The 24352-nt window shown below is 62.7% G+C and carries 25 protein-coding genes; 18 read left to right on the top strand and 7 right to left on the bottom strand.

Translation table 11 applies throughout. The annotated features are described in order from the left end of the window. Nucleotides 1-120 precede the first annotated feature (120 nt). From G7009_RS15050 to G7009_RS15040, 3 genes are read left to right on the top strand one after another with little or no spacing between them, the layout of a single operon-like run. Nucleotides 121-483: a CidA/LrgA family protein gene (locus tag G7009_RS15050; RefSeq protein WP_181130868.1), complete on the top strand. Its 363-nt coding sequence runs from the start codon at nucleotides 121-123 to the stop codon at nucleotides 481-483. A 2-nt stretch (nucleotides 484-485) separates the two neighbouring features. Then, the gene (locus G7009_RS15045) at nucleotides 486-1196 is read left to right on the top strand and encodes an LrgB family protein (protein ID WP_181130961.1); all 711 of its coding nucleotides are present in this window, start codon (nucleotides 486-488) and stop codon (nucleotides 1194-1196) included. A 9-nt stretch (nucleotides 1197-1205) separates the two neighbouring features. Then, nucleotides 1206-1796, top strand: a complete 591-nt coding sequence (locus G7009_RS15040; protein WP_181130867.1) for an LON peptidase substrate-binding domain-containing protein — start codon at nucleotides 1206-1208, stop codon at nucleotides 1794-1796. Here G7009_RS15040 and G7009_RS15035 read toward each other — a convergent pair whose 3' ends face one another. Both G7009_RS15035 and G7009_RS15030 read right to left on the bottom strand, forming a co-directional pair. Next, a complete protein-coding gene (locus tag G7009_RS15035) occupies nucleotides 1797-3113 on the bottom strand; it encodes a bifunctional DedA family/phosphatase PAP2 family protein (RefSeq protein ID WP_181130866.1) in 1317 nt (438 codons plus the stop codon). Between the two features lie 4 nt (nucleotides 3114-3117). Further along, nucleotides 3118-3810, bottom strand: a complete 693-nt coding sequence (locus G7009_RS15030; protein ID WP_181130960.1) for a DNA-3-methyladenine glycosylase — start codon at nucleotides 3808-3810, stop codon at nucleotides 3118-3120. 259 nt (nucleotides 3811-4069) lie between these two features. Here G7009_RS15030 and G7009_RS15025 point away from each other — a divergent pair, with 259 nt between their 5' ends. The 13 genes from G7009_RS15025 to G7009_RS14965 all read left to right on the top strand — a co-directional run bounded on the left by G7009_RS15025 (nucleotide 4070) and on the right by G7009_RS14965 (nucleotide 16384). Beyond that, a complete protein-coding gene (locus G7009_RS15025) occupies nucleotides 4070-5341 on the top strand; it encodes a glutamate-5-semialdehyde dehydrogenase (RefSeq protein WP_181130865.1) in 1272 nt (423 codons plus the stop codon). Further along, nucleotides 5310-6002: a nicotinate-nucleotide adenylyltransferase gene (gene nadD / locus G7009_RS15020; protein ID WP_181130864.1), complete on the top strand. Its 693-nt coding sequence runs from the start codon at nucleotides 5310-5312 to the stop codon at nucleotides 6000-6002. Before G7009_RS15025 ends, nadD begins: the two co-directional genes overlap by 32 nt. Before the next feature lie 44 nt (nucleotides 6003-6046). Further along, nucleotides 6047-6466 carry a ribosome silencing factor gene (gene rsfS / locus G7009_RS15015; protein ID WP_181130863.1) on the top strand — a complete coding sequence of 140 codons (420 nt, stop codon included), beginning with the start codon at nucleotides 6047-6049 and terminating at the stop codon, nucleotides 6464-6466. A 9-nt stretch (nucleotides 6467-6475) separates the two neighbouring features. Beyond that, nucleotides 6476-6943 (top strand): 23S rRNA (pseudouridine(1915)-N(3))-methyltransferase RlmH, encoded by a 468-nt coding sequence (gene rlmH, locus G7009_RS15010; protein ID WP_181130862.1) that lies wholly within the window; start codon nucleotides 6476-6478, stop codon nucleotides 6941-6943. A 17-nt stretch (nucleotides 6944-6960) separates the two neighbouring features. Next, nucleotides 6961-8850 carry a penicillin-binding protein 2 gene (gene mrdA, locus G7009_RS15005; protein WP_181130861.1) on the top strand — a complete coding sequence of 630 codons (1890 nt, stop codon included), beginning with the start codon at nucleotides 6961-6963 and terminating at the stop codon, nucleotides 8848-8850. 38 nt (nucleotides 8851-8888) lie between these two features. Continuing rightward, entirely contained in the window at nucleotides 8889-9992 is a 1104-nt protein-coding gene (gene rodA, locus G7009_RS15000; RefSeq protein WP_181130959.1) for a rod shape-determining protein RodA, read from the top strand. Between the two features lie 17 nt (nucleotides 9993-10009). Beyond that, nucleotides 10010-11020 (top strand): lytic murein transglycosylase B, encoded by a 1011-nt coding sequence (gene mltB / locus G7009_RS14995; protein WP_181130860.1) that lies wholly within the window; start codon nucleotides 10010-10012, stop codon nucleotides 11018-11020. Further along, entirely contained in the window at nucleotides 11020-12024 is a 1005-nt protein-coding gene (locus G7009_RS14990) for a septal ring lytic transglycosylase RlpA family protein (protein WP_181130859.1), read from the top strand. Before mltB ends, G7009_RS14990 begins: the two co-directional genes overlap by 1 nt. A 131-nt stretch (nucleotides 12025-12155) precedes the next feature. After that, complete coding sequence (locus G7009_RS14985) at nucleotides 12156-13316, top strand: D-alanyl-D-alanine carboxypeptidase family protein (RefSeq protein WP_181130858.1); 1161 nt, start codon at nucleotides 12156-12158, stop codon at nucleotides 13314-13316. 70 nt (nucleotides 13317-13386) lie between these two features. Continuing rightward, nucleotides 13387-13662 carry a DUF493 domain-containing protein gene (locus G7009_RS14980; protein WP_181130857.1) on the top strand — a complete coding sequence of 92 codons (276 nt, stop codon included), beginning with the start codon at nucleotides 13387-13389 and terminating at the stop codon, nucleotides 13660-13662. Continuing rightward, a complete protein-coding gene (gene lipB / locus G7009_RS14975; protein ID WP_181130856.1) occupies nucleotides 13662-14309 on the top strand; it encodes a lipoyl(octanoyl) transferase LipB in 648 nt (215 codons plus the stop codon). The genes G7009_RS14980 and lipB overlap by 1 nt, the downstream gene beginning before the upstream one ends. A 2-nt stretch (nucleotides 14310-14311) precedes the next feature. After that, entirely contained in the window at nucleotides 14312-15331 is a 1020-nt protein-coding gene (gene lipA, locus G7009_RS14970) for a lipoyl synthase (RefSeq protein WP_258197949.1), read from the top strand. Nucleotides 15332-15442: 111 nt separating this feature from the next. Beyond that, nucleotides 15443-16384 (top strand): S66 peptidase family protein, encoded by a 942-nt coding sequence (locus tag G7009_RS14965; protein ID WP_181130855.1) that lies wholly within the window; start codon nucleotides 15443-15445, stop codon nucleotides 16382-16384. A gap of 476 nt (nucleotides 16385-16860) precedes the next feature. Here the strand turns inward: G7009_RS14965 and G7009_RS14960 are convergent, their stop codons facing one another. From G7009_RS14960 to leuS, 5 genes are all read right to left on the bottom strand, one after another. After that, nucleotides 16861-18186 carry a lytic murein transglycosylase gene (locus G7009_RS14960; RefSeq protein WP_181130854.1) on the bottom strand — a complete coding sequence of 442 codons (1326 nt, stop codon included), beginning with the start codon at nucleotides 18184-18186 and terminating at the stop codon, nucleotides 16861-16863. A gap of 61 nt (nucleotides 18187-18247) precedes the next feature. Beyond that, nucleotides 18248-18412, bottom strand: a complete 165-nt coding sequence (gene arfA / locus G7009_RS14955; RefSeq protein ID WP_181130853.1) for an alternative ribosome rescue factor ArfA — start codon at nucleotides 18410-18412, stop codon at nucleotides 18248-18250. Nucleotides 18413-18540: 128 nt separating this feature from the next. After that, complete coding sequence (holA, locus tag G7009_RS14950; RefSeq protein ID WP_181130852.1) at nucleotides 18541-19578, bottom strand: DNA polymerase III subunit delta; 1038 nt, start codon at nucleotides 19576-19578, stop codon at nucleotides 18541-18543. A gap of 35 nt (nucleotides 19579-19613) precedes the next feature. Then, on the bottom strand, nucleotides 19614-20219 hold the full coding sequence (locus G7009_RS14945) for an LPS-assembly lipoprotein LptE (protein WP_181130851.1): 606 nt from the start codon (nucleotides 20217-20219) through the stop codon (nucleotides 19614-19616). Nucleotides 20220-20280: 61 nt separating this feature from the next. Further along, entirely contained in the window at nucleotides 20281-22887 is a 2607-nt protein-coding gene (gene leuS, locus G7009_RS14940; RefSeq protein WP_181130850.1) for a leucine--tRNA ligase, read from the bottom strand. 236 nt (nucleotides 22888-23123) lie between these two features. On the opposite strand from leuS, the gene G7009_RS14935 reads away from it, so the two are divergent. Further along, nucleotides 23124-23441: a hypothetical protein gene (locus G7009_RS14935; protein ID WP_181130849.1), complete on the top strand. Its 318-nt coding sequence runs from the start codon at nucleotides 23124-23126 to the stop codon at nucleotides 23439-23441. Nucleotides 23442-23569: 128 nt separating this feature from the next. After that, nucleotides 23570-24337, top strand: coding sequence for a YdcF family protein (locus G7009_RS14930; protein ID WP_181130848.1), 768 nt, complete (start codon nucleotides 23570-23572; stop codon nucleotides 24335-24337). The last annotated feature ends 15 nt before the right edge of the window (nucleotides 24338-24352 follow it).

The raw sequence follows: 24352 nt of genomic DNA, 5'->3' as shown, positions 1-24352 counted from the left end.
AGTATGCCGCACAATGCGCCAGCTGAGACAGTCGCAACTGGCTCGGTATTTTTCGGCAAATAGCGGCTAACAGCCAGCAGGGGCATGCTTATAATGTCCGGCGAACCGAAGGAGGTCCTTATGTTGTTGCGTGGTTTGACCTGGCTGGTGCTGTTTCAACTGCTGGGTACGGCGATCAATCATCTTGCGGTGCCGGTGTTGCCAGGACCGATCATCGGTCTCTTGCTGCTGTTGCTGTTCCTGATGCTGCGCGGCGAAGTCGGCAAGCCGTTGAACGAAGCCTCCGGCAGCCTGTTGCGCTACCTGCCGTTGCTCCTGGTGCCGCCCGCGGTGGGCGTCATGGTCTACGCCCAGGACATCGCCGCCGACTTCTGGGCCATCGTCGGCGCGCTGGTGATTTCCTGCCTGCTTACCTTGGCCTTCGTGGGCGTGTTGATGCAGAAGCTCATCCACCGCCAGGGCAAACGCAAGGAACAGCCATGATCATCGACTGGCATGGCGCGATCGACGCGGTCATCCATCACCCTTTGTTCGGTATCGGGATCACTCTGGGCGCGTACCAGTTGGTGCTGGCCGCGTACGAAAAAACCCGCTGGATCTTCCTGCAGCCCGTGCTGGTCTCGATGCTGGTGGTGATCGGCGTGCTCGTCACCTGCGGTATCGGCTACAGCGAATATCGCAAGAGCACGGAGATTCTCAACATCCTGCTTGGCCCGGCCACGGTAGCCCTGGCAGTGCCGCTCTACCTCAATCTGCGGCGTATCCGCCAGCTGTTCTGGCCGATATTTACTACGCTGGTAATCGGTGGCGTGTTCGCTACTCTGGCATGTGTACTGCTGGGAGATTGGTTCGGGGCCGAACACATGATCCTGATGACGATGGCGCCGAAATCCGTCACTTCGCCGATCGCCATGCTGGTGGCCGAGCAGATCGGTGGCGTGGCCGCGCTGGCCGCCGTGTTCGTATTGATCACCGGGGTGATCGGCGCGATCTTCGGTCCGGCGTTGCTGACCCGTTGCGGGGTGCTGAGCCCCGAGGCGCGCGGCATGTCGCTGGGCATTACCGCTCATGCGGTAGGCACTTCGGTGGCCTTGCAGGAAAGTGATGAATGCGGCGCTTTCGCCGCGTTGGCGATGAGCCTGATGGGCGTGGCAACAGCAGTGTTCCTGCCGTTGGTGGTCAGCCTGGTGGCTTGAGGAATCGTGATGACGTTACCGTTGTTTCCACTCAATACCGTGCTGTTTCCAGGCTGCAAGCTCGACCTTCAGATCTTCGAGGCACGCTATCTGGACATGATCGGCCGCTGCATGAAACAGGGGGGCGGCTTTGGTGTGGTCTGCATCCTCGAGGGCGAGCAGGTGGGCAAGGCGCCGGTGGGAGTTGCCTCCCTCGGCTGCGAAGCGCTGATTCGCGATTTCCAGCAACAGGACAACGGCTTGCTTGGCATTCGCGTGGAAGGCGTGCGGCGTTTTCGCGTAGAGCAGACCGAGATCGAGAAAGACCAGCTGCTGGTCGGTGAAGTGCAATGGCTGGCCGAAATGGAGGACAGCCCGCTGCTGGAACAGGACGACGACCTGCTTGCCTTGCTCAGGGCATTGGGCGAGCACCCCATGGTCGCAGCGTTGGACATGTCGCTAGCCGTCGAGACCCGGCAATCACTGGCCAACCAGTTGGCCTATCTGTTGCCGTTCATGGAAGAGGACAAGCTCGACCTGCTGGCGATCGATTCGCCCGGGCAGCGCCTGGAGGCTATCCAGTCGCTGCTCGAACGCATCCAGGGCGAACTCTTCGCCTGATCAGTAGTGGTAGCGCTCGATCGCATGGGGCAGGGCGTACAGCGCGAAGAAGGACAGCAAGGCAATACAGGCCGGCAGGATCAGCCACCACACCCGCGGTGCCAGTGCATTGAGCGGTTGCCGGTGCTGCACCAGGGTCAGGCTCAGGGCGCAGAGGCAAGAGGCAAGCAGTGCGCCGGCCAGAACGTCCGTTGGCCAGTGGACACCCAAGTACACCCGCGACAGCGCGATCGCCAGGGCGGGCAGGCAGGCCAGGGTGACCCAGGTCAGGCGCATGCGCGGTGGCTGGCCACGGCCGGCCAGTACGGCAAGGGTCAGGAAGAAGGCGAAAGACGCCGAGCTGTGCCCGCTGGGCATGCTGTAGGTGGTCAACGGGTCGCTCAGGACCTCCGGGCGTGCCCGCGCGAACAGCCACTTCAAGGTGCCGTTGGCCACCGCCGTGCCGAGCAGGGCGCCGCAGGCGAACAGCGCATGGCGCCACTGGCGCGCGACCATCAACAGGATGGTGAGAAGGGCGCCGAGGATCAGTTGGGTCTTGAAGTCGCCCAGCCGGGTGATCACGATCACGCCGCTGTCCAGGGCTTTCTGGCGATGCTCCTGGATCAGCGTCATCACGCCCTGATCGAATTGATGCAGGAACGGCCAGCCGAAAAACACGCCCGCCAGGGCCAGCAAGCTGACCCCCGCGATCAATCGCGTTCCGTGGCGCTGACTGCGCAGGCTGCTGTTGATGCTCAGGCCGACCAGCACGGCCAAGGTGCCCATGATCAGGCCGGCATCCAGCCAGAAGCCTTCGGGCAAGGGCAAGCGCATCGCTGCGCCGGTCGCCCAGCCCGGCAGCAGGTAGGCCACCGACCAGCCGGCTCCTGCCACCATGCTGACACCGATGAAACGCGGCAAGGGCATGTCGAACATGCCGGCGACCATCGGCAGCATCGGGCGCAACGGGCCGATGAAGCGTCCGACCAGCAGGCTGGCGATGCCGTACCGGTGGAAATAAGTTTCAGCGCCGCCGATCCATTCCGGGTGATGGCGCAGCAACGGCAGGCGTCGAATGTTCTGATGAAAGCGCTTGCCCAGCGTATAGGAAAGGGCATCACCCAATAGACCGCCGAGATAGCCCAGCAGCAGCGTTTCGCTCAATGACAGCGCGCCGCTGCCGGCCAGCACGGCCACGGCGAACAGCAGCACGGTGCCTGGTACGATGACGCCGGCGATGGCCAGGCACTCCACGCAGGCCACTACGAAAATCGCAACGCCAAGCCACTGCGGATTGGCGCTAAGCCAGCCGGTTAGACTGTCGAGCCATTGGCCCATGTTTTCAGCTTCCTTGTTCCAGAATGAAAAAGTCCCGCCCTTCGACTTGCCCCCGACGCAGCGGGTTGCGCGTGCAAAAGCGAGCATAGTCGGCATCGACGAAACGGTAGAGCAGATGTTCGTCGCGGCCATGGGGAATCCCAAGCCGCGTGGTCTGAATAATGTGTTTCACAACGCTACCGCAATCTTCGACATACAGCCGATCCGGGTCGAAGCGCTGGGCATCCCACTGCGGCACCTTCAGCCCGAGGGCGCGGCAGAGCAGGGTCTGGCCGGCACAGAGACGTTCGGGCGGGCGCACCTGGCCACTGGCGTCAGGGTTGTTCAGCTGCATCTGCGCCAGGCTGTTGTCATCGGAGAGGGCGTCGACCCAGGGATAGGCCGACTTGATCAGCACTGCATTGCCCGGGTCTTGGGCGCTGAAGTTCAACGAGTCGCCGCCGCGGGCGTAGTACATGTAGATGTGTCCTCCATCGAGAAACAGCGCCTTGCGCTTTTCCGTGAAACCGAGGGACGCGTGGCTGCCCTTGTCGGTCAGGTAGTAGGCCTCGGTCTCGATGATTCGAGCCGCCAGCCACAGATCACCCTGGCGATGACGGATAACCTTGCCGAGCAGCGCCTTGGCAAGCGTCTGGGCATCGCGATCGAAAAAACCGTCGGGCAAGGCGCGAGCCGGGCAGGGTGAGGGAGCGGGCATGTCGCCAGCGTCGGGCGATGGGGGGAAGATCATGGCAAGTTCCATCTCTGACAAAGCTGAACCGCGTATTGCCTCGCGTGTGAGCAGTAGGCCCATGACAGGCCGAGGCAGGCGGCAATGGGAAATTTCGTCACCACAAGATACATCTTTCCTACACGATCAACACATACATACCCTACCATCCGCCACCCACCGCTGGGCGTACACCGATGCGGCAGTTATAATCAGCCGATTTCCCCTTCGGCAAGACACTGAGCCCATGACCGAGTCCGTTCTTGACTACATGACCCGCCTGGGTCGCGCCGCCCGTGAAGCTTCCCGCGTGATCGCGCGAGCCAGCACCGCACAGAAGAACCGTGCCTTGCAGGCCGCTGCCCAGGCGCTGGACGCTGCCCGCGACGAGCTGGCTGCAGCCAACGAACAGGACTTGGCCGCCGGCCGCGCCAATGGCCTCGAAGCCGCATTGCTGGACCGCCTGGCGCTGACGCCGGCGCGCATCGACGGCATGATCCTCGGTTTGCGCCAGGTCGCCAATCTGCCGGACCCCGTCGGCGCCGTGCGAGACATGAGCTACCGACCTTCGGGCATCCAGGTGGGCAAGATGCGCGTGCCGCTGGGTGTCATCGGCATCATCTACGAGTCACGCCCCAATGTGACCATCGACGCGGCCAGCCTGTGCCTGAAGTCCGGTAACGCCACCATCCTGCGAGGCGGCTCCGAAGCCATTCACTCCAACCGCGCCATCGCCGCGTGCATCCAGCGCGGCCTGGCCGAGGCAGGCCTGCCGGCGGCGGTCGTGCAGGTGGTCGAGACCACTGACCGGGAAGCGGTAGGCGCGCTGATCGGCATGCCTGAATACGTCGATGTGATCGTCCCGCGCGGTGGCCGTGGCCTGATCGAGCGCATCAGCCGCGATGCGCGCGTGCCGGTGATCAAGCACCTGGACGGCATCTGCCATGTCTATGTGGCCGAGCACGCCGACCTGGAAAAGGCCTGGGCCATCGCTTTCAATGCCAAGACCTACCGGTACGGCATCTGCGGCGCCATGGAGACCCTGTTGGTCGATCAGCGCGTGGCCGCGGCCTTCCTGCCGGAAATGGCCCGCCGCTTCCAGGAGAAAGGCGTCGAGCTGCGCGGCTGCGCAGGCACCCGTGACCTGATCGAGGCACTGCCTGCCGGCGAAGAGGACTGGCATACCGAGTACCTGGCTGCCATTCTGTCGATCCGCGTGGTCGATGGCCTGGATGCGGCCATCGAACACATCAATCGCTACGGCTCGCACCATACCGATTCGATCGTCACCGAGCACCAGGGCCTGGCCCGTCGCTTCATGGCCGAGGTCGATTCGGCCTCGGTCATGCTCAATACCCCAACCTGCTTTGCCGATGGTTTCGAGTACGGCCTGGGCGCCGAGATCGGCATTTCCACCGACAAGCTGCATGCTCGCGGGCCGGTCGGCCTCGAAGGCCTGACCTGCGAGAAGTACGTGGTCATCGGCGATGGTCAGCTGCGCGGCCAGGAATCCTGCTGAGTTGAGCCAGGGGCCGGTTGTGCGTCGCGTCGGGATTCTCGGCGGCACCTTCGATCCGGTGCATATCGGCCATCTGCGCGGGGCGCTGGAAGTGGCCGAGTTCATGAGCCTGGACGAACTGCGTCTGCTACCCAACGCCCGGCCGCCGCACCGCGATACCCCGCAAGTGACTCCCGAGAATCGCCTGGCGATGGTGACCCGGGCGGTTGAGGGCGTCGATTGGCTGAGCGTGGATGATCGCGAGCTGGCGCGGGACAAGCCGTCGTATACCATCGACACCCTGGAGTCGATCCGCGGCGAGCTGGCGGCGCACGACCAGCTGTTCCTGGTGCTGGGCTGGGACGCATTCTGCGGTCTGCCTGGCTGGCATCGCTGGGAAGAGCTGTTGCAGCATTGCCATATCCTGGTGCTGCAGCGGCCTGATGCCGATGTAGAACCTCCCGACGCGCTGCGCAACCTCCTGGCGGCGCGTTCGCAAAGCGACCCCACGGACCTGGCTGGGCCCGGGGGGCACATATCATTCGTCTGGCAGACCCCGCTCGCGGTGTCGGCCACCCAGATCCGACAGCTGCTGGCCAGTGGCAAGTCGGTGCGGTTTCTGGTGCCGGACGCAGTACTGGCCTATATCGATGCGCACGACCTTTACCGTGCGCCGAACTGAAGGTGCCGCAGGGCGCCTCATTTAATGAGTTGAACGAGTTTTATATGACAAAGCAGAAAATCTATGGCGAAGAACTGGTCCAACTGACCACGGCGGCGCTGGAAGACGTCAAGGCCCAGGATATCCAGGTCATCGACGTGCGCGAGAAGCACAGCCTGACCGACTACATGATCATTGCCACCGGTACCTCCAACCGCCAGATCAACGCGATGCTGGAAAAGGTACGTGAAGCGGTGAAGGCCAAGGGCGTGCAGCCGCTGAGCGAAGAAGGCAAGGGCGACAGCGATTGGGTACTCCTGGACCTGAACGATGTCATCGTGCACATGATGACCGCTGCCGCCCGTCAGTTCTATGACCTGGAGCGTCTGTGGGCAGGCGCCGAGCAGAGTCGTGCCGCCGATGGCAAGCACCACAATCCGGAGAACACCCACAGCTACGCCGAAAACCTCAAGGATCGGGGCTGAGCAAGCGCTGTGCGTCTACGTCTGATTGCGGTGGGCTCGCGCATGCCTCGCTGGGTGGAGGACGGTTGGCATGAATATGCCAAGCGCCTGCCTCCCGAGCTGTCGTTGGAGCTGGTGGAAATCGCGCTCAATACCCGGGGCAAGAATGCCGATGTCGCTCGTCTGATTCGTCAGGAGGGCGAGGCCATGCTGAGCAAGGTCCAGCCCGGTGAACGCATCGTCACTCTCGAGGTCCATGGCAAGCCCTGGAGCACCGAGCAGTTGGCGGTAGAGCTCGATCGCTGGCGGCTGGATTCGCGTACGGTCAATTTCATGGTGGGAGGCCCGGAAGGGCTGGCTCCGGAAGTCTGTGCGCGCAGCGAACAACGCTGGTCGTTGTCGCCGCTGACGTTGCCGCATCCTCTGGTGCGGATACTGATCGGCGAACAGCTGTACCGTGCCTGGACCGTGCTGTCCGGGCATCCCTACCACAAATGAGCCTGTAAGCCTTCCCGATGTCGCAACCGATACGTCTCAAAGACCACGAGAAGGACGCCCGCCTGGTGCGCAATCGTGTCGTGGTCGGCGCGGTAGCGATCATGCTGCTGATCTGCGTGCTCATCGCCCGGCTGTATTTCCTCCAGGTGATCCAGTACGACTATCACTCCACGCTGTCGGAGAACAATCGGGTGCACGTGCAGCCGATTCCGCCCACCCGTGGGCTGATCTTCGACCGCAATGGGGTGATCATCGCGGACAACCGTCCCAGCTTCAGCCTGACCATGACCCGCGAGCGCGCCGGCAAATGGGAGGAAGTACTGGACGCGATCATCGAGGTGTTGGAGCTGACGCCCGATGATCGAGCCTTGTTCGAGAAGCGCATGCGCCAGGGGCGACGGCCGTTCGAGCCGGTGCCGATCCTGTTCGAGCTGAACGAAGAGCAGATCGCGCGCGTGGCCGTGAACCAGTTCCGTCTGCCGGGTGTTGAAGTGGTCGCGCAACTGGTGCGGCATTACCCGCAAGGGGCGCACTTCGCGCATTCGGTGGGCTACGTGGGACGGATCAACGAGAAAGAGCTGAAGACCCTCGACCCGGTCAACTACAGCGGTACTCACCATATCGGCAAGACCGGGATCGAGCGTTTCTACGAGGCTCAGCTGCACGGCCAGGTCGGGTACGAGGAAGTCGAGACCAACGCGCGCGGACGTGTGCTGCGTGTGCTCAAGCGCACTGACCCGATTCCCGGCAAGGATATCGTCCTGAGCCTGGACATCAAGCTGCAGGAGGCCGCTGAAGCGGCGCTGGGTGGGCGTCGTGGCGCCGTCGTGGCGCTCGACCCACGCACCGGCGAAGTGCTGGCGATGGTCAGCCAGCCAAGCTTCGATCCCAACCTGTTCGTCACTGGCATCAGCTTCAAGGCCTATGCCGAGCTGCGCGATTCGATCGACCGACCGCTGTTCAACCGCGTCCTGCGCGGTCTCTATCCTCCAGGGTCGACGATCAAGCCAGCGGTGGCGGTGGCCGGCCTGGACAGTGGCGTGATTACCGCCAGCAGTCGGGTCTTCGACCCGGGTTACTACCAGCTGCCCAACTATGACCACAAGTACCGCAACTGGAACCGCAGCGGGGACGGCTGGGTCGACCTGGACACGGCGATCATGCGGTCCAATGACACCTACTTCTACGACCTCGCGCACAAGATGGGCATTGATCGCCTTTCGACCTACATGAACCGGTTCGGCATCGGGCAGAAAGTGTCCCTGGACATGTTCGAGGAGTCGTCCGGTCTGATGCCGTCGCGCGAATGGAAACGCGCCAACCGCCGCCAGGCCTGGTTCCCCGGAGAAACCCTGATTCTCGGCATCGGCCAGGGCTACATGCAGGCCACGCCGCTGCAGCTGGCCCAGGCCATCGCGTTGATCGCCAACAAGGGCAAGTGGAATCGGCCCCATCTGGCCAAGACCATCGAAGGCCAGCCACCGGTGGACGACAACCCCATGCCCGACATCGTCCTGCGCGACAAGTCCGACTGGGCCAAGGTTACCCACGGCATGGAGCAGGTGATGCACAACGCCCGGGGCACCGCGCGCAAGGCGGCTGCCGGCGCGCAGTACCGCATCGCCGGCAAGAGCGGCACCGCCCAGGTGGTGGCGATCAAGCAAGGCGAGAAGTACGACCGTAACAAACTGCAGGAGCGTCACCGCGACCATGCGCTGTTCGTCGGCTTCGGCCCGGCCGAGGCGCCGAAGATCGTGATTTCGGTCATGGTCGAAAACGGCGAGTCCGGTTCCGGGGTGGCAGCGCCTGTGCTGCGCCAGGTCATGGACGCCTGGCTGCTCGACGAGAACGGTACCCTCAAACAGGAGTTTGCTCCGCCCTCCGTCGCCCAGGAAACGTCACAGTGAAGAGTAATTTCGATCGCATGCTCTCCAGCGAGGACGTGATGCGTCGACGCGCCAGCTTCCTGCAGCGCATCCACATCGACGGGCCCCTGCTGGTCATCCTGCTGACCTTGGCGGCCGGCAGCCTGTTCGTGCTGTATTCGGCAAGCGGCAAGAACTGGGATCTGCTGCTAAAGCAGGCGACCTCGTTCGGCATCGGTCTGGTGTCGATGTTCGTCATCGCTCAGCTCGAACCGCGCTTCATGGCACGCTGGGTACCCCTGGCCTACCTGTGCGGGGTGCTGCTGCTGGTCGTGGTGGACGTCATGGGCCACAACGCCATGGGCGCCACCCGCTGGATCAACATACCCGGGGTCATCCGCTTCCAGCCCTCGGAATTCATGAAGATCATCATGCCGGCGACCATCGCCTGGTACCTGTCCAAGCGCACGCTTCCACCGCACCTCAAGCACGTGATGATCAGCCTGGCGTTGATCGGCGTGCCCTTCATCCTTATCGTCCGCCAGCCGGACCTGGGAACATCGCTGCTGATCCTGGCTTCCGGTGCGTTCGTATTGTTCATGGGCGGGCTGCGCTGGCGGTGGATCATCAGCGTGCTGGCGGCGGCGGTTCCAGTGGCGGTAGCCATGTGGTTCTTCGTCATGCACGATTATCAGAAACAGCGCGTGCTGACCTTCCTCGACCCGGAAAGCGATCCGCTGGGCACTGGCTGGAACATCATCCAGTCCAAGGCCGCGATCGGCTCGGGCGGGGTCTTCGGCAAGGGTTGGCTGCTGGGCACCCAGTCGCACCTGGACTTCCTTCCAGAGAGCCACACAGACTTCATCATCGCGGTGTTGGGCGAGGAGTTCGGCCTGGTCGGCATCTGCGCTTTGTTGCTCATCTACTTGTTACTGATCGGTCGGGGCCTGGTGATCACAGCCCAGGCACAGACCTTGTTTGGCAAGCTGCTCGCGGGCAGTCTGACCATGACCTTCTTTGTATACGTGTTCGTCAATATCGGTATGGTCAGCGGCCTGTTGCCTGTCGTGGGCGTGCCGCTGCCCTTCATCAGCTATGGCGGAACTTCGTTGGTGACGCTGCTGTCAGCGTTTGGCGTTCTGATGTCGATCCATACCCACCGCAAATGGATCGCACAAGTTTGAATAAGGTGAAGAATTTCATGCAAGCAGTGCGTGGCTGGACTGCCCGTTGTGTACCGTGGATCGGTGCGCTGGGTCTGTTCGGCGCTGTCCAACAGGCCAATGCCGGCGACTATGATGGTTCGCCCCAAGTGGCCGAGTTCGTCGGTGAAATGACCCGCGACTACGGATTCGCCGGCGAACAGCTGATGGGTGTCTTCCGCGAGGTGCAGCGCAAGCAGTCGATCCTCGATGCGATTTCGCGTCCGGCCGAGCGGGTCAAGCCGTGGAAGGAATATCGTCCCATGTTCATCACCGACGCGCGCATCGCCCGGGGTGTCGACTTCTGGCGTCAGCACGAGGCGACCCTGGCTCGGGCCGAGCAGGAGTATGGCGTGCCGGCCCAGGTGATCGTGGCGATCATCGGCGTCGAGACCTTCTTCGGACGCAATACGGGCAATTTCCGGGTCATCGATGCGCTTTCCACGTTGGGCTTCGACTACCCACCCCGCGCCGAATTCTTCCGCAAGGAGCTACGCGAGTTCCTCTTGCTGTCGCGCGAGGAGCAGCTCGATCCGCTCACCCTCAAGGGTTCCTACGCCGGAGCGATGGGGCTGCCGCAGTTCATGCCGAGCAGCTTTCGTGCCTATGCCGTGGATTTCGACGGCGATGGCCATATCAATATCTGGACCAACCCGGACGATGCGATCGGCAGCGTGGCCAGCTACTTCAAGCGACATGGCTGGGTCGCCGGCGAGCCGGTGGTCAGTCGCGCCGTGGTCGTCGGAGAACGGGTCGACGAAGGCCTGACGCCGGGTATCGAACCGGCCAGGTCGGTGGCAGAGCTCAGGGCGCTGGGCTGGACCACTCAGGATCCGCTGCCGGATGACCTGATGGTTACCGCTTTCCGGCTGGAAGGTGAGAGCGGTCCAGAGTACTGGCTTGGCCTGAAGAATTTCTACGCGATCACTCGCTATAACCGCAGCGTGATGTACGCGATGGCGGTACATCAGCTCTCGGACCAGTTGCTTCAAGCACGGGGCGTCAAGTAATGCGCGTACTCTTTTCTGCCAATTCGCTCAAGCTCATGGCTTGCGTGGCCGCCGGCCTCGTGCTGGCCAGCTGCTCCTCCAGCCGTCCCGCCAGCACCGCGCAAAGCGGCAATGTAGTGCGGTCTCAGCCTGGCCTGGACATCAACCGCGCCCACAAGGACGGTGCGCCGTGGTGGGATGTCGATATCAACAAGATTCCCGACGCCACCCCGACGCTCCATACCGGCAACTACAAGGCCAACCCTTATACGGTGCTGGGCAAGACCTACTACCCCATCCAGGAATCGCGCAACTATCGCGCCGAAGGCACGGCCTCCTGGTATGGCACCAAGTTCCATGGACAGAACACCGCCAACGGCGAGGTCTATGACCTGTACGGCATGAGCGCGGCGCACAAGACCCTGCCGCTGCCGGCCTACGTGCGAGTGACCAATCTGGACAACCGTCGCAGCGTGGTACTAAGGGTCAATGACCGCGGTCCGTTCTACTCGGACCGTATCATCGACCTGTCCTACGCCGCGGCCAAGAAGCTCGGTTACGCCGAGACCGGTACCGCGCGCGTGCGCGTCGAGGGTATCGACCCGCAGCAGTGGTGGGCGGAGCGCGGTCAGAGCGCGCCCATGGTGCTCAAGCAGCCGCAAGTGGCCCAGGCGCCTTCGCTGCCGGCTTCCACTGGCAAGGTCGAGCAGTGGACACCACCACCTCAGCAGCACGCCGCAGCCGTGGTGCCGGTACAGGTCGCGGGTAACAGCGTGCCCAACGGCAGTGGTGGCATGTACCTGCAGGTCGGCGCGTTCGCCAACCCCGATGCCGCCGAACTGCTGCGCTCCAAGCTCAGCTCCATGGTCAGCGCGCCCGTTTTCATCAGCTCCATCGTGCGTAACCAGCAGACCCTGCACCGGGTTCGCCTGGGGCCGATGAGCAGTCAGGGCGAACTGCAACAGACCCAGAACAGCGTTCGCCTGGCCAATCTGGGCCCGGCCAAGCTGGTCACGGCAGACTGACGGGCATCCTTGTCGGTTTTGTCATGAATCGGGGCGCGCGGCCATGTACAATGGCCGTTTGCCCGCCAGGCCGCCGGCCACTCTACATGTTGCCCTCGGGGCATGAGTCCATTAGCCATTTCGAGAGACGGATGAACATCACCACCTTCGCCAAACGCCTTTGCCTGCCTGTACTGCTGATGATCACCCCCGCGGCCTTCGCGGCGGAGCAGATGATGCCGTCGCCACCGCAACTGGCTGCCAAGTCCTATGTCCTGATGGAAGCGTCCAGCGGCAACGTGCTGGTCGAGAACAATGGTGACGAGCGCCTGCCGCCTGCCAGCCTGACCAAGCTGATGACCGCCTATATCGCGACCCTCGACATCCGTCGCGGGCAGATCGGCGAGAACGATCCTGTCACCGTCAGCGAAAATGCCTGGCGCACCGGTGGTTCGCGGATGTTCATCAAGGTGGGCAGCCAGGTCAGTGTCAGCGACCTGTTGCACGGCATCATCATCCAGTCCGGTAACGACGCCAGCGTCGCTCTTGCCGAGCACATCGCCGGCAGCGAAGACGCCTTTGCCGACATGATGAACAAGACTGCCGCCGACCTGGGCATGTCCAACAGCCACTTCATGAACCCGACCGGCCTGCCACACCCCGAGCACTACTCCTCGGCCCACGACATGGCCGTGCTGGCTCGCGCGATCATCGGTGAAGACCCGGCGCACTATGCGATCTACTCGCAGAAAGAGTTCTACTGGAACAACATCAAGCAGCCCAACCGCAACCTGCTGCTGTGGCGCGACAAGACCGTCGATGGCCTGAAGACCGGCCACACCGAGGAAGCCGGCTATTGCATGGTCTCGTCGGCGGTCCGTGACGGCATGCGCCTGATCGCCGTGGTCTTCGGTACCAATAGCGAGCAGTCCCGTGCTGCCGAGACCCAGAAGCTGCTGACCTACGGCTTCCGCTTCTTCGAGACCCAGACCTTCTACCAGAAGGGCACCGAGCTGACCCAGTCGCCGGTATGGAAAGGTTCGACCAGCCAGGTCAAGGCAGGTCTGGCCGACGACCTGACCATGACCATGCCCAAGGGCCAGTTGAAGCGACTGGTTGCCAGCATGTCCCTGAACCCGCAGCTGACCGCGCCCATCGCCAAAGGTGACGTGATCGGCAAGGTGGAAGTCAAACTGGACGAAAAAGTGGTCCACAGCGCCGACCTCATCGCCCTGGACGCGGTAGAGGAAGGTGGTTTCTTGCGCCGTATGTGGGATAGCATTCGTCTATTCTTCTACGGGTTGTTCAACTGATACGTGACCTGCATGCCTCCGCGACCCGCGGGGGCATCGTTGTTGCCACGGCTTGTGAGGCCGTTTAGCCATGAGCGTACAAGACGTCAAGTCGCCAAAGATCGAATTTCCCTGCTCCGATTATCCGATCAAAGTGATCGGCAACACCGTGGTCAATTTCAAGGATACGGTCATCGAGATCCTCAGCAAGTACGCTGCGGTCGACCTGGCTACCCTGGCCGAGCGCCAGAGCAGCAATGGCAAGTACACCACCGTGCAGTTGCATATCGTCGCCACCAGCGACGATCAACTGCGCGATATCAACAGCGCCTTGCGCGCGACCGGCATCGTGCACATGGTGCTCTGATGCCAGGCAGCCTCGGCTTTCGCGACCTGGGTCTGCAACCCTATGAACCGGTGCTGGCCGCCATGCGGCGTTTCACCGACCAGCGGGATGCGGCGAGTGTCGACGAGGTCTGGCTGGTGGAGCACCCCGCGGTGTTCACCCAGGGTCAGGCCGGCAAGGCCGAGCACCTGCTCGTACCCGGCGACATCCCGGTGGTGCAGAGCGACCGGGGTGGCCAGGTGACCTATCACGGTCCCGGGCAGTTGGTCGCCTACCTGCTGCTCGATGTGCGCCGCCTGGGTTTCGGCGTGCGGGATCTGGTCAGTCGTATCGAGCGCAGTCTTATCGACCTGCTCGCCGATTACGATGTCCAGGCTGCCGCCAAGCCCGATGCGCCTGGCGTCTACGTCGATGGGGCGAAGATCGCCTCTCTCGGCCTGCGGATTCGCAACGGCCGTTCGTTTCATGGCCTTGCCCTGAATGTGGATATGGACCTGGCGCCATTCCGCCGAATCAACCCCTGCGGGTATGCGGGGCTGGCCATGACCCAGCTGCGCGATCAGGCAGGCCCGATCGAACTCACCGAGGTCAGGACAAGGCTGCGCGGACAGCTGGTCAAGCACCTCGACTACGCTGAGCAGACGACCCTTACGGGCGGAATCGACTGAATATGACAACTGTGCAAGAAGCCGTGCCGAACCTGATAGCCACGCAGGATGTGACCCCGCGTCCGGCTCCCCGCCCAAAAGTGGAAGCGGGCGTCAAACTGCGAGGCGCGGAGAAGGTAGCGCGCATTCCGGTGAAGATCATCCCCACCGAAGAACTGCCGAAGAAACCTGACTGGATCCGTGTGAGAATCCCGGTATCGCCGGAAGTCGACCGTATCAAGCAACTGCTGCGCAAGCACAAACTGCACAGCGTGTGCGAGGAAGCCTCCTGCCCGAACCTGGGCGAGTGCTTCTCCGGCGGTACTGCGACCTTCATGATCATGGGTGACATCTGCACCCGTCGCTGCCCGTTCTGCGACGTCGGCCATGGCCGACCGAAGCCGCTCGATGTCGACGAACCGAAGAACCTCGCCGTCGCCATCGCCGACCTGCGCCTGAAGTACGTGGTGATCACCTCGGTGGACCGCGACGACCTGCGCGATGGTGGCGCACAGCATTTCGCCGACTGCCTGCGCGAGATTCGCGCGCTGTCGCCGGGAGTCCAGCTCGAGACGCTGGTGCCTGACTATCGCGGACGCATGGACGTGGCGCTGGCCATCACTGCCCAGGAGCCGCCGGATGTGTTCAACCACAACCTCGAAACCGTTCCGCGCCTGTACAAGGCTGCGCGTCCGGGTTCCGACTATGACTGGTCGTTGGATCTGCTGCAGAAGTTCAAGCAGCTGGTCCCGCATGTCCCGACCAAGTCCGGCCTGATGCTGGGCCTGGGCGAGACCGATGAGGAGGTCATCGAGGTGATGCAGCGCATGCGCGAGCACAACATCGACATGCTTACCCTGGGTCAGTACCTGCAACCCTCGCGCAGCCACCTGCCAGTGCAACGCTTCGTTCATCCGGACACCTTCGCCTGGTTCGCCGAGGAGGGGCACCGCCTGGGCTTCAAGAACGTCGCGTCCGGGCCACTGGTGCGTTCGTCCTACCATGCCGACCAGCAGGCGCACGAGGCCAAGATCAAACTCTGATCGTGGATGCTCGAACATGCCGATGTGCGCCGTCAGGCCGCATCGGCATTTTTGTATCGGCAGGCTGCGCCCGGCAGGTGCCGCTCAGTCTGACCGCAAGGAGATACCTGGATGACCCATGCCCGACCCGACCCCGTCGACTCGCGATTGCCAGCGCCGCTGAAGCCCGGCGCCCGCTTCGCGGTCATCGCCCCGGCCGGGCCGGCCAGGCTGGATGCCGACAAGGCATGCCAGTGGTTCTTCGATCGTGGTTACCAATGCCGTCTGTATCCCGGTGTGAACCAGGCCGAGGGTTATCTGGCCGGGAATGACCAGCGTCGTCTCGAGGATCTGCATGACGCCTTCGCCGACCCGGACATCGATGCGATCCTGTGCATGCGTGGCGGGTATGGCAGCATGCGCCTGCTCGACCAGCTCGATCATCAGTTGATCGGTCGACATCCCAAGCCGCTGGTGGGCTATAGCGATATCACCGCTTTGCACACTGCCATCGACCGATATGCAGGCTTTGTCACTTTTCATGGTGCCATGCTCAATGCCGACCTGCTCGGGGGCAAGCTCGAGCCGACTGTCAGCTCGATGCTCGCGCAATTGAGTGGCTCGTTGCGTGAGGGCGATGAGATCGGCCATCCAGCGGACCATCCCTTGAGCTGCATAATGCCGGGTCAGGCCAGCGGGCGTCTGGTGGGTGGCAATCTCTCCCTGCTTGGCGCAACCCTGGGCACGCCTGCGCAGCTGTGCGGTGACGACAGCATTCTTTTCATCGAAGACGTGAACGAGCCGCTCTACCGCGTGGATCGTTTGCTGACACAGCTGCGTCTCGCCGGGGTGCTGTCTACGGTGCGAGGAGTGCTGGTAGGAGATTTTGCCGGGATTACCGTGGAAGCGATGACGCCATTGCTGCGCGATGTGTTCGAACCCTTGGGGATCCCGGTGCTGGCAGGCTGGCGTAGTGGCCATTGCGACCCCAACATCTGTCTGCCGCTAGGCGCGCGGGTTCGGTTGGACAGTGAAGGGCGCACGCTGATGCTTGAGCAGGATTTGTTCAAATAGTCAGGACTGATGGCAGCGGCTTGGTTACATGAACAAGGGTTCTCGCCGCTTTGATAGCTTCACGGTCTTTGTTGTCAGGCTAGTCCTTTGACTCGCATAAGCTCAGAGGGCTAGTGTTGATGCCAATCGGTGAAGTAGAAAGCATTTGACTTTCAATGCACAAGCTTAGCCTGCGCTCGGTATCTTCTGTAAGGCTGATGGCCCCATCGCGGGGCAAGCCCGCTCGCCACTAAGGTTTGGTTGGCCTTAGACGGTGTAGAACCACCGATTCCTTGGGTGTGGATCCAGCTAATTCAAAGGCCGCACATCCAGCCTTTCTAGCTATTGCGCACCCGGTGGCGAGCGGGCTTGTCCCGCGATGGGGCCGTCAGCCTCATAGAGGATTCCGGAAGCCGAAGGCTAAACTCCTGTATTGAAAATACAATGCCTTCTCCATTGATGGGTACCAGAGGCAGGGTGGCAGTTCCATGCAGCTCTCAATGCTGCCGCAAACTCTCCAGCAACTTCTGGGTAGGGTACCCATCAGCCGGCCACCCCTGCGCCTGCTGGGCATTACGAATAGCCTTGCGAGTGTTGGCGCCGATGATGCCGTCCGCGTTACCAGCCTCATGACCGCTGGCATTGAGCAGGGACTGTAGCTCGATACGCTCGTTGCGGCTCAGTGGCAGATCATCCTTCGGCCACCCCCCCGCGATGTATCCCCAACCCGAGAACCGATCGCCAAGCAGGCTGACTGCCAAGGCATAGGACGAAGAGTTGTTGTACTTGAGGATGGCGCGGAAATTGTCGAATACCAGGAAGGCCGGGCCACGGGCTCCCGCCGGCAGCAGCAGGGCAGCGGACAGCTGGTTGCTGTTCTCTGGAAGGCGAGTTCCGCCAGGCAACTGGACACCTAGTTCCAGCCATTCGGCGACCGACTTGCGCTGGCTGCCATCGGCCAGCCAGAAATCGAAAGTCGACGGCAATCGGACTTCAAAGCCCCAAGGCTGTCCGCGTTTCCAGCCCGAGCTTTGCAAGTAGTGCGCAGTCGAGGCCAGGGCGTCGGCCGAGCTGTTCCAGATATCGCGTCGCCCATCGCCATCGAAATCCACCGCATGGGTGTTGTACGTGGTCGGGATGAACTGGGTCTGGCCCATCGCGCCGGCCCAGGATCCGCGCATGGCATCGACCTGGATGTCACCATTCTGCAGGATCTGCAGGGCGGCCAACAACTGGTCATGGGCGAACTGCGGGCGACGGCCTTCGTAGGCCAGGGTTGCCAGCGAGCGAATGACCGATTTCTTGCCCTGGAACTGGCCAAAATTGCTTTCCATGCCCCATACCGATACCAGGATCTGGCGGTCCACGCCGTAACGCTGCTCCAGTTGGCTCAACAGTTGGGCATGTTGTTCGAGCAATGCCTTGCCCTTGCGCACACGAACCGGAGACAGAGCCCCGTCAAGGTATTCCCAGACCGGGCGGGTGAACTCGGGTTGACTGCGGTCGGCCTTGATCACATCCATGTCCGGGGTGACGTCGAGGAAGGCGCGGTCGAAGGTGCTGGCGCTGATCCCGGCCTGCAGGGCCTGCTCGCGGAAGGCTGCCTGCCATTGCGCGAAGGTCTGTGACGGCTGGATATCATCATTGGCGGGAGTGCTATCGCTTGGCAGAGGCGTGGTTACAGCGGATTGTGCGGGCTGGGCAGGTGCCAGCGGGATAGCGTCGGCCGCGGTTGGCTTTTCCGCGCAGGCGACGAGCAGGACAAGGCTGGTGGCCGTGATCAGCTGGCGGGGTTGCCAGCGCAGGGAAAGACGAGAAGGCATGCACAGATCCAGGGATTACAGGTCAGATTGAGACCATACCATGCCTGTTAAATTCATGCCTTCATGCGGCCAAAAAGCAAGAAGCCTCCCAATCTCTCGATTGGAAGGCTTCGCGGCGGTAGCTGCCCTTGCCTTTGTTCGGTCGCTCCTGGCGCGATCGGAAGAGCGGCTGGGCGACGATGGACTTGGCTTTGTTCGGGCCGGGCTTGTTCGGCTTCTTGCTCATGGCAGATTCCTTCGGGCGGTTTGGATGGCGGAGCGCACTTTAGGGCTTGGTCGAGAGGAGGGCTAATTGATTGTGTGTATCGTTGGGGGGTTGAATGGAGTATGGCTCGAATGGCCATCACGCTCACCTTATTGCGCGGGCAATGCCAACCGCTGCCCCGCCATCAACAGGCAAAGCCGCGCCAGGCTGGTCCAGGGCGAACCCTGTGCCTGGCCCTTGATCTGCGCGTCTATGCGCTGGGCATCCTGCAAGAGTTCGGCCCAGCGCTGCGCGGGAAGACGGTGCAGCGCCTTGCTGACCAGCGGCCGACGCTTGTCCCAGACCGGCGGACGAGCCTGGCTGAAGGCCTTGTCCAACGGTACGCCTTGGCTGAACTGCTGCGCCAGGCCCGCCAGCAGACGCACTTCCCGGGCCAGGGCCCAGAGAATGACCGGCGGTTCGACACCCTCGCCACGCAGGCCCTCGAGCATGCGCAGAGCATGACTGGCTTCGCCGTTGAGAATCGCATCGACCAGACCGAAGACATCGAACCTGGCACTGTCCGCCACTGCCGCCTGAACGGTTTCGACAGTGACCTGGTTGCCGTCGGCCAACAGCTTGAGCTTCTCGATTTCCTGAGCCGCCGCCAGGAGATTGCCCTCGACGCGAGCGGCGATCAGATCGACTGCATCACGCTGAGCCGACAGCCCTGCCTGGGCCAGGCGCTGACTGATCCACTGGGGCAACTGGTGAGCATCCACCGGCCAGATCTGGATGAATTGGCATTGCGTGCCCTCGATCAGCGCCTTGCCCCACTTGGTCTTCTGCGCGCTGGCGTCGAGCCTGGGCAGGCTGATCAGCAGCAGGTTGTCCGCCGCGGGGTTGGCACAGTACTCGATCAAAGCCGCAGCCCCCTTGTCACCCGGCTTGCCGGAAGGGAGCCGCAGTTCGAGCAGCCGACGCTGAGCGAACAATGACAGGCTGGCTCCGGCCAGGAGCAGATTGCCCCAGTCGAAGTTGGCGTCGGCGCTGAATACCTGACGCTCGTCAAAACCCTGCTTGCGGGCGGCGCCACGGATCGCATCCGCTGCTTCCTGGCACAGCAACGGGTCATCGCCGCTGACGATGTACACGGGTGCGAGGCTGCCTTGCAGATGTTTGTTGAGTTGGGCGGGGGAGAGCTTCATGGGGGAAGGCGGGGCACCTAAGTGCCCCGTTCAAGTTAGCGGGCAGGCAACTGCAGCGGCGATTGCTGCGGGGTTTCGTCCTGGGCGCGGCGTGCGGCCTCCAGGGCGTCGGCTTGAGCCTTGGTACGGGCGTCGGCTTCTTGCTGCAGGCCGTCCAGGCGCGTAGGCGTCAGCAACTGCAGGCGTACTACCATGGCCTGGACCAGGTCTGCACGCAGTTCCTTGCGGACCCGCTCCGCTTCCAGATCGGAACCGGTGATGTTGTTGCCGTCATGCACGTAGATCTTGCGCACGGTCAGCTTGTCGCTGAGCAGCTCGGTGTCGTTCTGTCCAAGGATGGAGTAGTTCAACACGGTGGTCAGCTCATACTCGGAGGAACGGCTGCCGCCTGAGTAGGTGGCCGAACGCTGGCTCTCCTGCTCGTTGGTCAGGACCAGTTCGTAAGGCGCGCCAGCGTGAACCTGGACACCGCTGTTTTCCAGTACCCGACGCAGTTGGGTGACAGTCTCGCCATAGGCATTGCGCGCGCTGAGGTCCAGTTCCTTCAAGGCCAGCTCGCTGGTACCGGTACCGCGCAGCTGGAAACCACAGGCGCTGAGCATCACGGCCAGGCCCATTACCAGCAGATTGCGTTTGATCATGTTGTTGCTCCCTTGTAAGCCGATTCCGCCTGCCCGCACTGGCTGCGGGCAGGCGTTGCCATCAATTGGCTACGATGTTGACCAGCTTGCCTGGTACCACGATAACCTTGCGAATGGTCAGGCCGTCGATGAAGCGCAGGACATTCTCGTTGCCGCGCGCGGCAGCTTCGACGTCCTCGCGGCTGGCGGTCGCGGGCATCTCGATCTGGCCGCGCAGCTTGCCGTTGACCTGTACCACCAGGACGATACTGTCCTGGACCAGGGCAGCCTCGTCGACGCTCGGCCAGACGGCGTCGATCACCGACTGCTCGTGGCCCAACGCATTCCACAGTTCATGACTGATGTGCGGAGTGATCGGCGCCAGCAGCAGGGTGACGGCTTCAAGGCCTTCGTGCAGCAGCGCGCGGTCCTGTGCCGTCGCCTGCGGGGCTTTTTCCAGCACGTTCATCAGGGTCATCACCTGCGCGATGGCGGTGTTGAACTTGTGGTACTGACCGACATCGGTGCTCGCGTGCTTGATGGCCGCGTGGATGGCGCGGCGAACGACCTTCTGTGCATCGTCCAGCGCCGCGATGTCGAGCTTGCCCGGCAGGCCCTGGTTGACATGGGCCTGGGCCAGACGCCAGACGCGACGCAGAAAGCGGCTCGCGCCTTCGACACCGGAGTCGGACCATTCCAGGCTCATGTCGGGTGGCGAGGCGAACATCATGAACAGGCGGCAGGTGTCGGCACCGTAGGCATCGATCATGGCCTGCGGGTCGACACCATTGTTCTTCGACTTGGACATCTTCTCGGTGCCGCCGATTTCCACCGGCAGGCCGTCGGTCTTGAGGCGGGCGCCGATGATCTTGGCCTTGGCGTCACGCTCGATCTCGACATCGGCCGGGTTGAACCAGTCCTTGCCGCCGTTGCTGGCGGTGCGATAGTAGGTCTCGGCGACCACCATGCCCTGGGTCAGCAGGTTCTTGAACGGTTCGTTCGAGGTGACCAGGCCTTCGTCGCGCATCAGCTTGTGGAAGAAGCGCGCGTACAACAGGTGCAGGATCGCGTGTTCGATACCACCGATGTACTGATCGACCGGCAACCAGTGGTTGGCGGCCTTCGGATCCACCATCCCACCTTCGTAGTTCGGCGAGGCGTAGCGCGCGAAGTACCAGGACGATTCCACGAAGGTGTCCATGGTGTCGGTTTCGCGCTTGGCCGGCGTGCCGCATTTCGGGCAGGTGCACTCGTAGAACTCGGGCATGCGCGCCAAGGGCGAGCCGGCGCCGTCCGGAACGACGTTTTCCGGCAGGGTGACCGGCAGTTGGTCTTCCGGGACCGGTACGTCACCGCAGGAAGGACAGTGGATGATCGGGATCGGGCAACCCCAGTAGCGCTGGCGGCTGATGCCCCAGTCGCGCAGGCGGAACTGGGTGCGCGACTTGCCAAGGTCCTTGCGGATCAACGCGGCTTCGATGGCATCGAAGGCGCCCTCGAAATCCAGGCCGTCGAATTCGCCGGAATTGATCAGTTGGCCGTGCTCGCCGTAGGCGGCCAGCCATTCATCGCCGACATCGTCGCCGGCGCTGGTGCGTACCACGGCCTTGATAGGCAACTGGTACTTGTGAGCGAACTCGAAGTCGCGTTCGTCGTGGGCCGGAACGGCCATCACGGCGCCGTCGCCATAGTGCATCAGCACATAGTTGGCGACCCACACCGGCAGTTTCTCGCCAGTCAGCGGGTGTTCGACGAACAGGGAAGTCGGCAGGCCCTTCTTCTCCTGGGTGGCCATGTCGGCTTCGGCGACACTGCCGCCCTTGCACTCGTCGATGAAGGCCTGCAGCTGCGGGTTGCCCTCGGCGGCCTGGGCCGCCAGCGGGTGTTCGGCGGCGACGGCGACGTAGGTGGCGCCCATCAGGGTGTCGGGGCGAGTGGTAAAGACTTTCAGCACACCCGTATGACCAATGCTCGCCTGGTCGTAGGGGAACTGCACCTCCATGCCGCGCGACTTGCCGATCCAGTTGCGCTGCATGGTCTTGACCTGCTCGGGCCAGCCCGGCAGGTCGTCGAGGCCCTGCAGCAGCTCTTCGGCGTAATCGGTGATGCGGAAGTAGTACATCGGGATCTCGCGCTTCTCGATCAGCGCGCCCGAACGCCAGCCACGGCCATCGATGACCTGTTCGTTGGCCAGTACGGTCTGATCGGCCGGGTCCCAGTTCACGGTGCCGTTCTTGCGATAGATCACGCCTTTCTCGAACAGGCGGGTGAACAGCCACTGCTCCCAGCGATAGTAATCGGGCTTGCAGGTGGTGACTTCACGCGACCAGTCGATCGCCAGACCCAGGCTCTTGAGCTGGGTCTTCATGTAATCGATGTTCTCGTAGGTCCACTTGGCGGGCGCGACGTTGTTTTTCATCGCGGCGTTTTCCGCCGGCATGCCGAAAGCGTCCCAGCCCATTGGCTGCAGGACGTTCTTGCCGAGCATGCGCTGGTAGCGGGCGATCACGTCGCCGATGGTGTAGTTGCGCACGTGCCCCATGTGTAGCTTGCCGCTCGGGTACGGGAACATGGACAGGCAGTAGAACGTCTCCTTGCCCGACTGTTCGCTGACGGCGAACGACTGTTGCTCGTCCCAGGACTTCTGGGCGGCGGCTTCGATTTCACGGGGCTGATATTGTTCGTGCATGGCTACTTTGCGCTGAGAGATGAAAGACCCTGTCCAGGCAGCGAAACACGCTGCATCCGGCAATCCGGCGTCGATGGAGTGAACGCCGTAGCATACATGAGCGTCGCGCATCGTGGGAAACCCTGATTGAGTCGCGGCCCCTGCTACGGGCCGTTGGTCGCGGCGGGAGGCTGTCGTGACGAGTCGCGCTAAGCTCAGGTGTGGGGAGGTGATGTTATCTTCAATGAGGTGAACGGATGGGAGATTCGCAACTGATCGCAGTAGAACCTGAGCTCTATGAACGCTTGATCGATCGACTGGGGCTGGCGCTGGAAGTGGCCAGGACTTCGGTGCGTTTGCGTGATGAAATGCCTGCCGAACTCGAGCTGCGCGGTCTCAGCCGAGCCGAGTTCGAGGTTATCAAGGCCTACCTGGATACCCACGAGGAAAGCCGTTTCGCGAGCGCGGGTCTTCATCAGCAGCCTGAGCAGGGGTCCGGGGCCAAGGTGATATGGCTCAAGGACAAGAGACGTTCCGCCACCACGGCGAAATCCAGGACACGGCCTTTGCGGTAGTTGTCCAAGATCGCGGCGCGTATTGTCGCGCGGCGGATAGTCAGGTCTTGGAAGGGTCGGCGTCGAGTACCTGCTTGTGACTCGACGCCGATCCTTCTAGGCTGCGCACCTCGCAAGGAGGTGCCTGCATGCCGGTTCGCTACTTCATCAAACAATGGCTCCTGCCCCCGGGCATACTCTTTCTGCTACTGCTGGCGGCCTGGTGGCTGCGCGCGCGCCGACCGCGGTTGGCCGCGCTGTGTTTTGCCCTGGGGCTGGGCGGCTTGTGGCTGATGAGTCTGCCGTTGACGGTCGAACATGCCGCGCGTCAGCTGGAAACCGAGCCGCCCCTGGCCATGGACGAATGGACAGGGCTGTCGGCGCGTGCCGACGCTATCGTGGTTCTCGGTGCTGGTCGCGAGCGCGGTGACCCTGCCTGGGACGGACAGGATCAACCCAGCGGCGTCGCGCTCGAGCGCATGCGCTATGCCGCGCGGTTGGCCAAGGCCTCGGGCCTGCCGGTGCTGACCAGTGGCGGATTGCACTACGGCACGCCACCGAGCGAAGCCCGGCTGATGGGTGAGCGCATGAAAGAGGATTTCGACGTCATCGTACGCTGGGAAGAAGAGAGCAGCCGCACGACTTGGGAAAATGCGCAGATGACTGCGGCGCTGTTGCAGCCCGAGGGCATCCGTCGCGTGGTAGTGGTCACCCAGGCGTGGCACATGCAGCGTGCGCGCTGGAGCTTCGAGCAGAGCGGTTTCGACGTGGTCGCCGCGCCCGTGGGCTTTCTTGGCGGGGATCATGCTCGGCCTTACGCTGGGCTGCTTCCTGAAGGCAAGGCCATCTGGCAGAGCGGCCAGCTGCTAAATGAAGCGGCTGGCCTGCTCGGTTATCGACTGTTCTATCGACCCTAATGGCCTGTGTGGCTG

The organism is Pseudomonas capeferrum, from assembly GCF_013523055.1.
In the GTDB taxonomy this organism is placed as follows: domain Bacteria; phylum Pseudomonadota; class Gammaproteobacteria; order Pseudomonadales; family Pseudomonadaceae; genus Aquipseudomonas; species Aquipseudomonas capeferrum_A.
The sequence above is the reverse complement of the archived record's forward strand: the minus strand, read 5'-3'. Positions and strand labels throughout refer to the sequence as shown.

What these genes read in the sequence shown, in the direction of transcription:
- G7009_RS15050 (WP_181130868.1), top strand. Translation starts at nt 121, where the DNA reads ATGTTGTTGCGTGGTTTGACCTGGCTGGTGCTGTTTCAACTGCTGGGT.
- G7009_RS15040 (WP_181130867.1), top strand. Translation starts at nt 1,206, where the DNA reads ATGACGTTACCGTTGTTTCCACTCAATACCGTGCTGTTTCCAGGCTGC.
- G7009_RS15035 (WP_181130866.1), bottom strand. Translation starts at nt 3,113, where the DNA reads ATGGGCCAATGGCTCGACAGTCTAACCGGCTGGCTTAGCGCCAATCCG.
- G7009_RS15030 (WP_181130960.1), bottom strand. Translation starts at nt 3,810, where the DNA reads ATGCCCGCTCCCTCACCCTGCCCGGCTCGCGCCTTGCCCGACGGTTTT.
- G7009_RS15025 (WP_181130865.1), top strand. Translation starts at nt 4,070, where the DNA reads ATGACCGAGTCCGTTCTTGACTACATGACCCGCCTGGGTCGCGCCGCC.
- nadD (WP_181130864.1), top strand. Translation starts at nt 5,310, where the DNA reads ATGGTCAGCTGCGCGGCCAGGAATCCTGCTGAGTTGAGCCAGGGGCCG.
- rsfS (WP_181130863.1), top strand. Translation starts at nt 6,047, where the DNA reads ATGACAAAGCAGAAAATCTATGGCGAAGAACTGGTCCAACTGACCACG.
- mrdA (WP_181130861.1), top strand. Translation starts at nt 6,961, where the DNA reads ATGTCGCAACCGATACGTCTCAAAGACCACGAGAAGGACGCCCGCCTG.
- rodA (WP_181130959.1), top strand. Translation starts at nt 8,889, where the DNA reads ATGCGTCGACGCGCCAGCTTCCTGCAGCGCATCCACATCGACGGGCCC.
- mltB (WP_181130860.1), top strand. Translation starts at nt 10,010, where the DNA reads ATGCAAGCAGTGCGTGGCTGGACTGCCCGTTGTGTACCGTGGATCGGT.
- G7009_RS14990 (WP_181130859.1), top strand. Translation starts at nt 11,020, where the DNA reads ATGCGCGTACTCTTTTCTGCCAATTCGCTCAAGCTCATGGCTTGCGTG.
- G7009_RS14985 (WP_181130858.1), top strand. Translation starts at nt 12,156, where the DNA reads ATGAACATCACCACCTTCGCCAAACGCCTTTGCCTGCCTGTACTGCTG.
- G7009_RS14980 (WP_181130857.1), top strand. Translation starts at nt 13,387, where the DNA reads ATGAGCGTACAAGACGTCAAGTCGCCAAAGATCGAATTTCCCTGCTCC.
- lipB (WP_181130856.1), top strand. Translation starts at nt 13,662, where the DNA reads ATGCCAGGCAGCCTCGGCTTTCGCGACCTGGGTCTGCAACCCTATGAA.
- lipA (WP_258197949.1), top strand. Translation starts at nt 14,312, where the DNA reads ATGACAACTGTGCAAGAAGCCGTGCCGAACCTGATAGCCACGCAGGAT.
- G7009_RS14965 (WP_181130855.1), top strand. Translation starts at nt 15,443, where the DNA reads ATGACCCATGCCCGACCCGACCCCGTCGACTCGCGATTGCCAGCGCCG.
- G7009_RS14960 (WP_181130854.1), bottom strand. Translation starts at nt 18,186, where the DNA reads ATGCCTTCTCGTCTTTCCCTGCGCTGGCAACCCCGCCAGCTGATCACG.
- arfA (WP_181130853.1), bottom strand. Translation starts at nt 18,412, where the DNA reads ATGAGCAAGAAGCCGAACAAGCCCGGCCCGAACAAAGCCAAGTCCATC.
- holA (WP_181130852.1), bottom strand. Translation starts at nt 19,578, where the DNA reads ATGAAGCTCTCCCCCGCCCAACTCAACAAACATCTGCAAGGCAGCCTC.
- G7009_RS14945 (WP_181130851.1), bottom strand. Translation starts at nt 20,219, where the DNA reads ATGATCAAACGCAATCTGCTGGTAATGGGCCTGGCCGTGATGCTCAGC.
- leuS (WP_181130850.1), bottom strand. Translation starts at nt 22,887, where the DNA reads ATGCACGAACAATATCAGCCCCGTGAAATCGAAGCCGCCGCCCAGAAG.
- G7009_RS14935 (WP_181130849.1), top strand. Translation starts at nt 23,124, where the DNA reads ATGGGAGATTCGCAACTGATCGCAGTAGAACCTGAGCTCTATGAACGC.
- G7009_RS14930 (WP_181130848.1), top strand. Translation starts at nt 23,570, where the DNA reads ATGCCGGTTCGCTACTTCATCAAACAATGGCTCCTGCCCCCGGGCATA.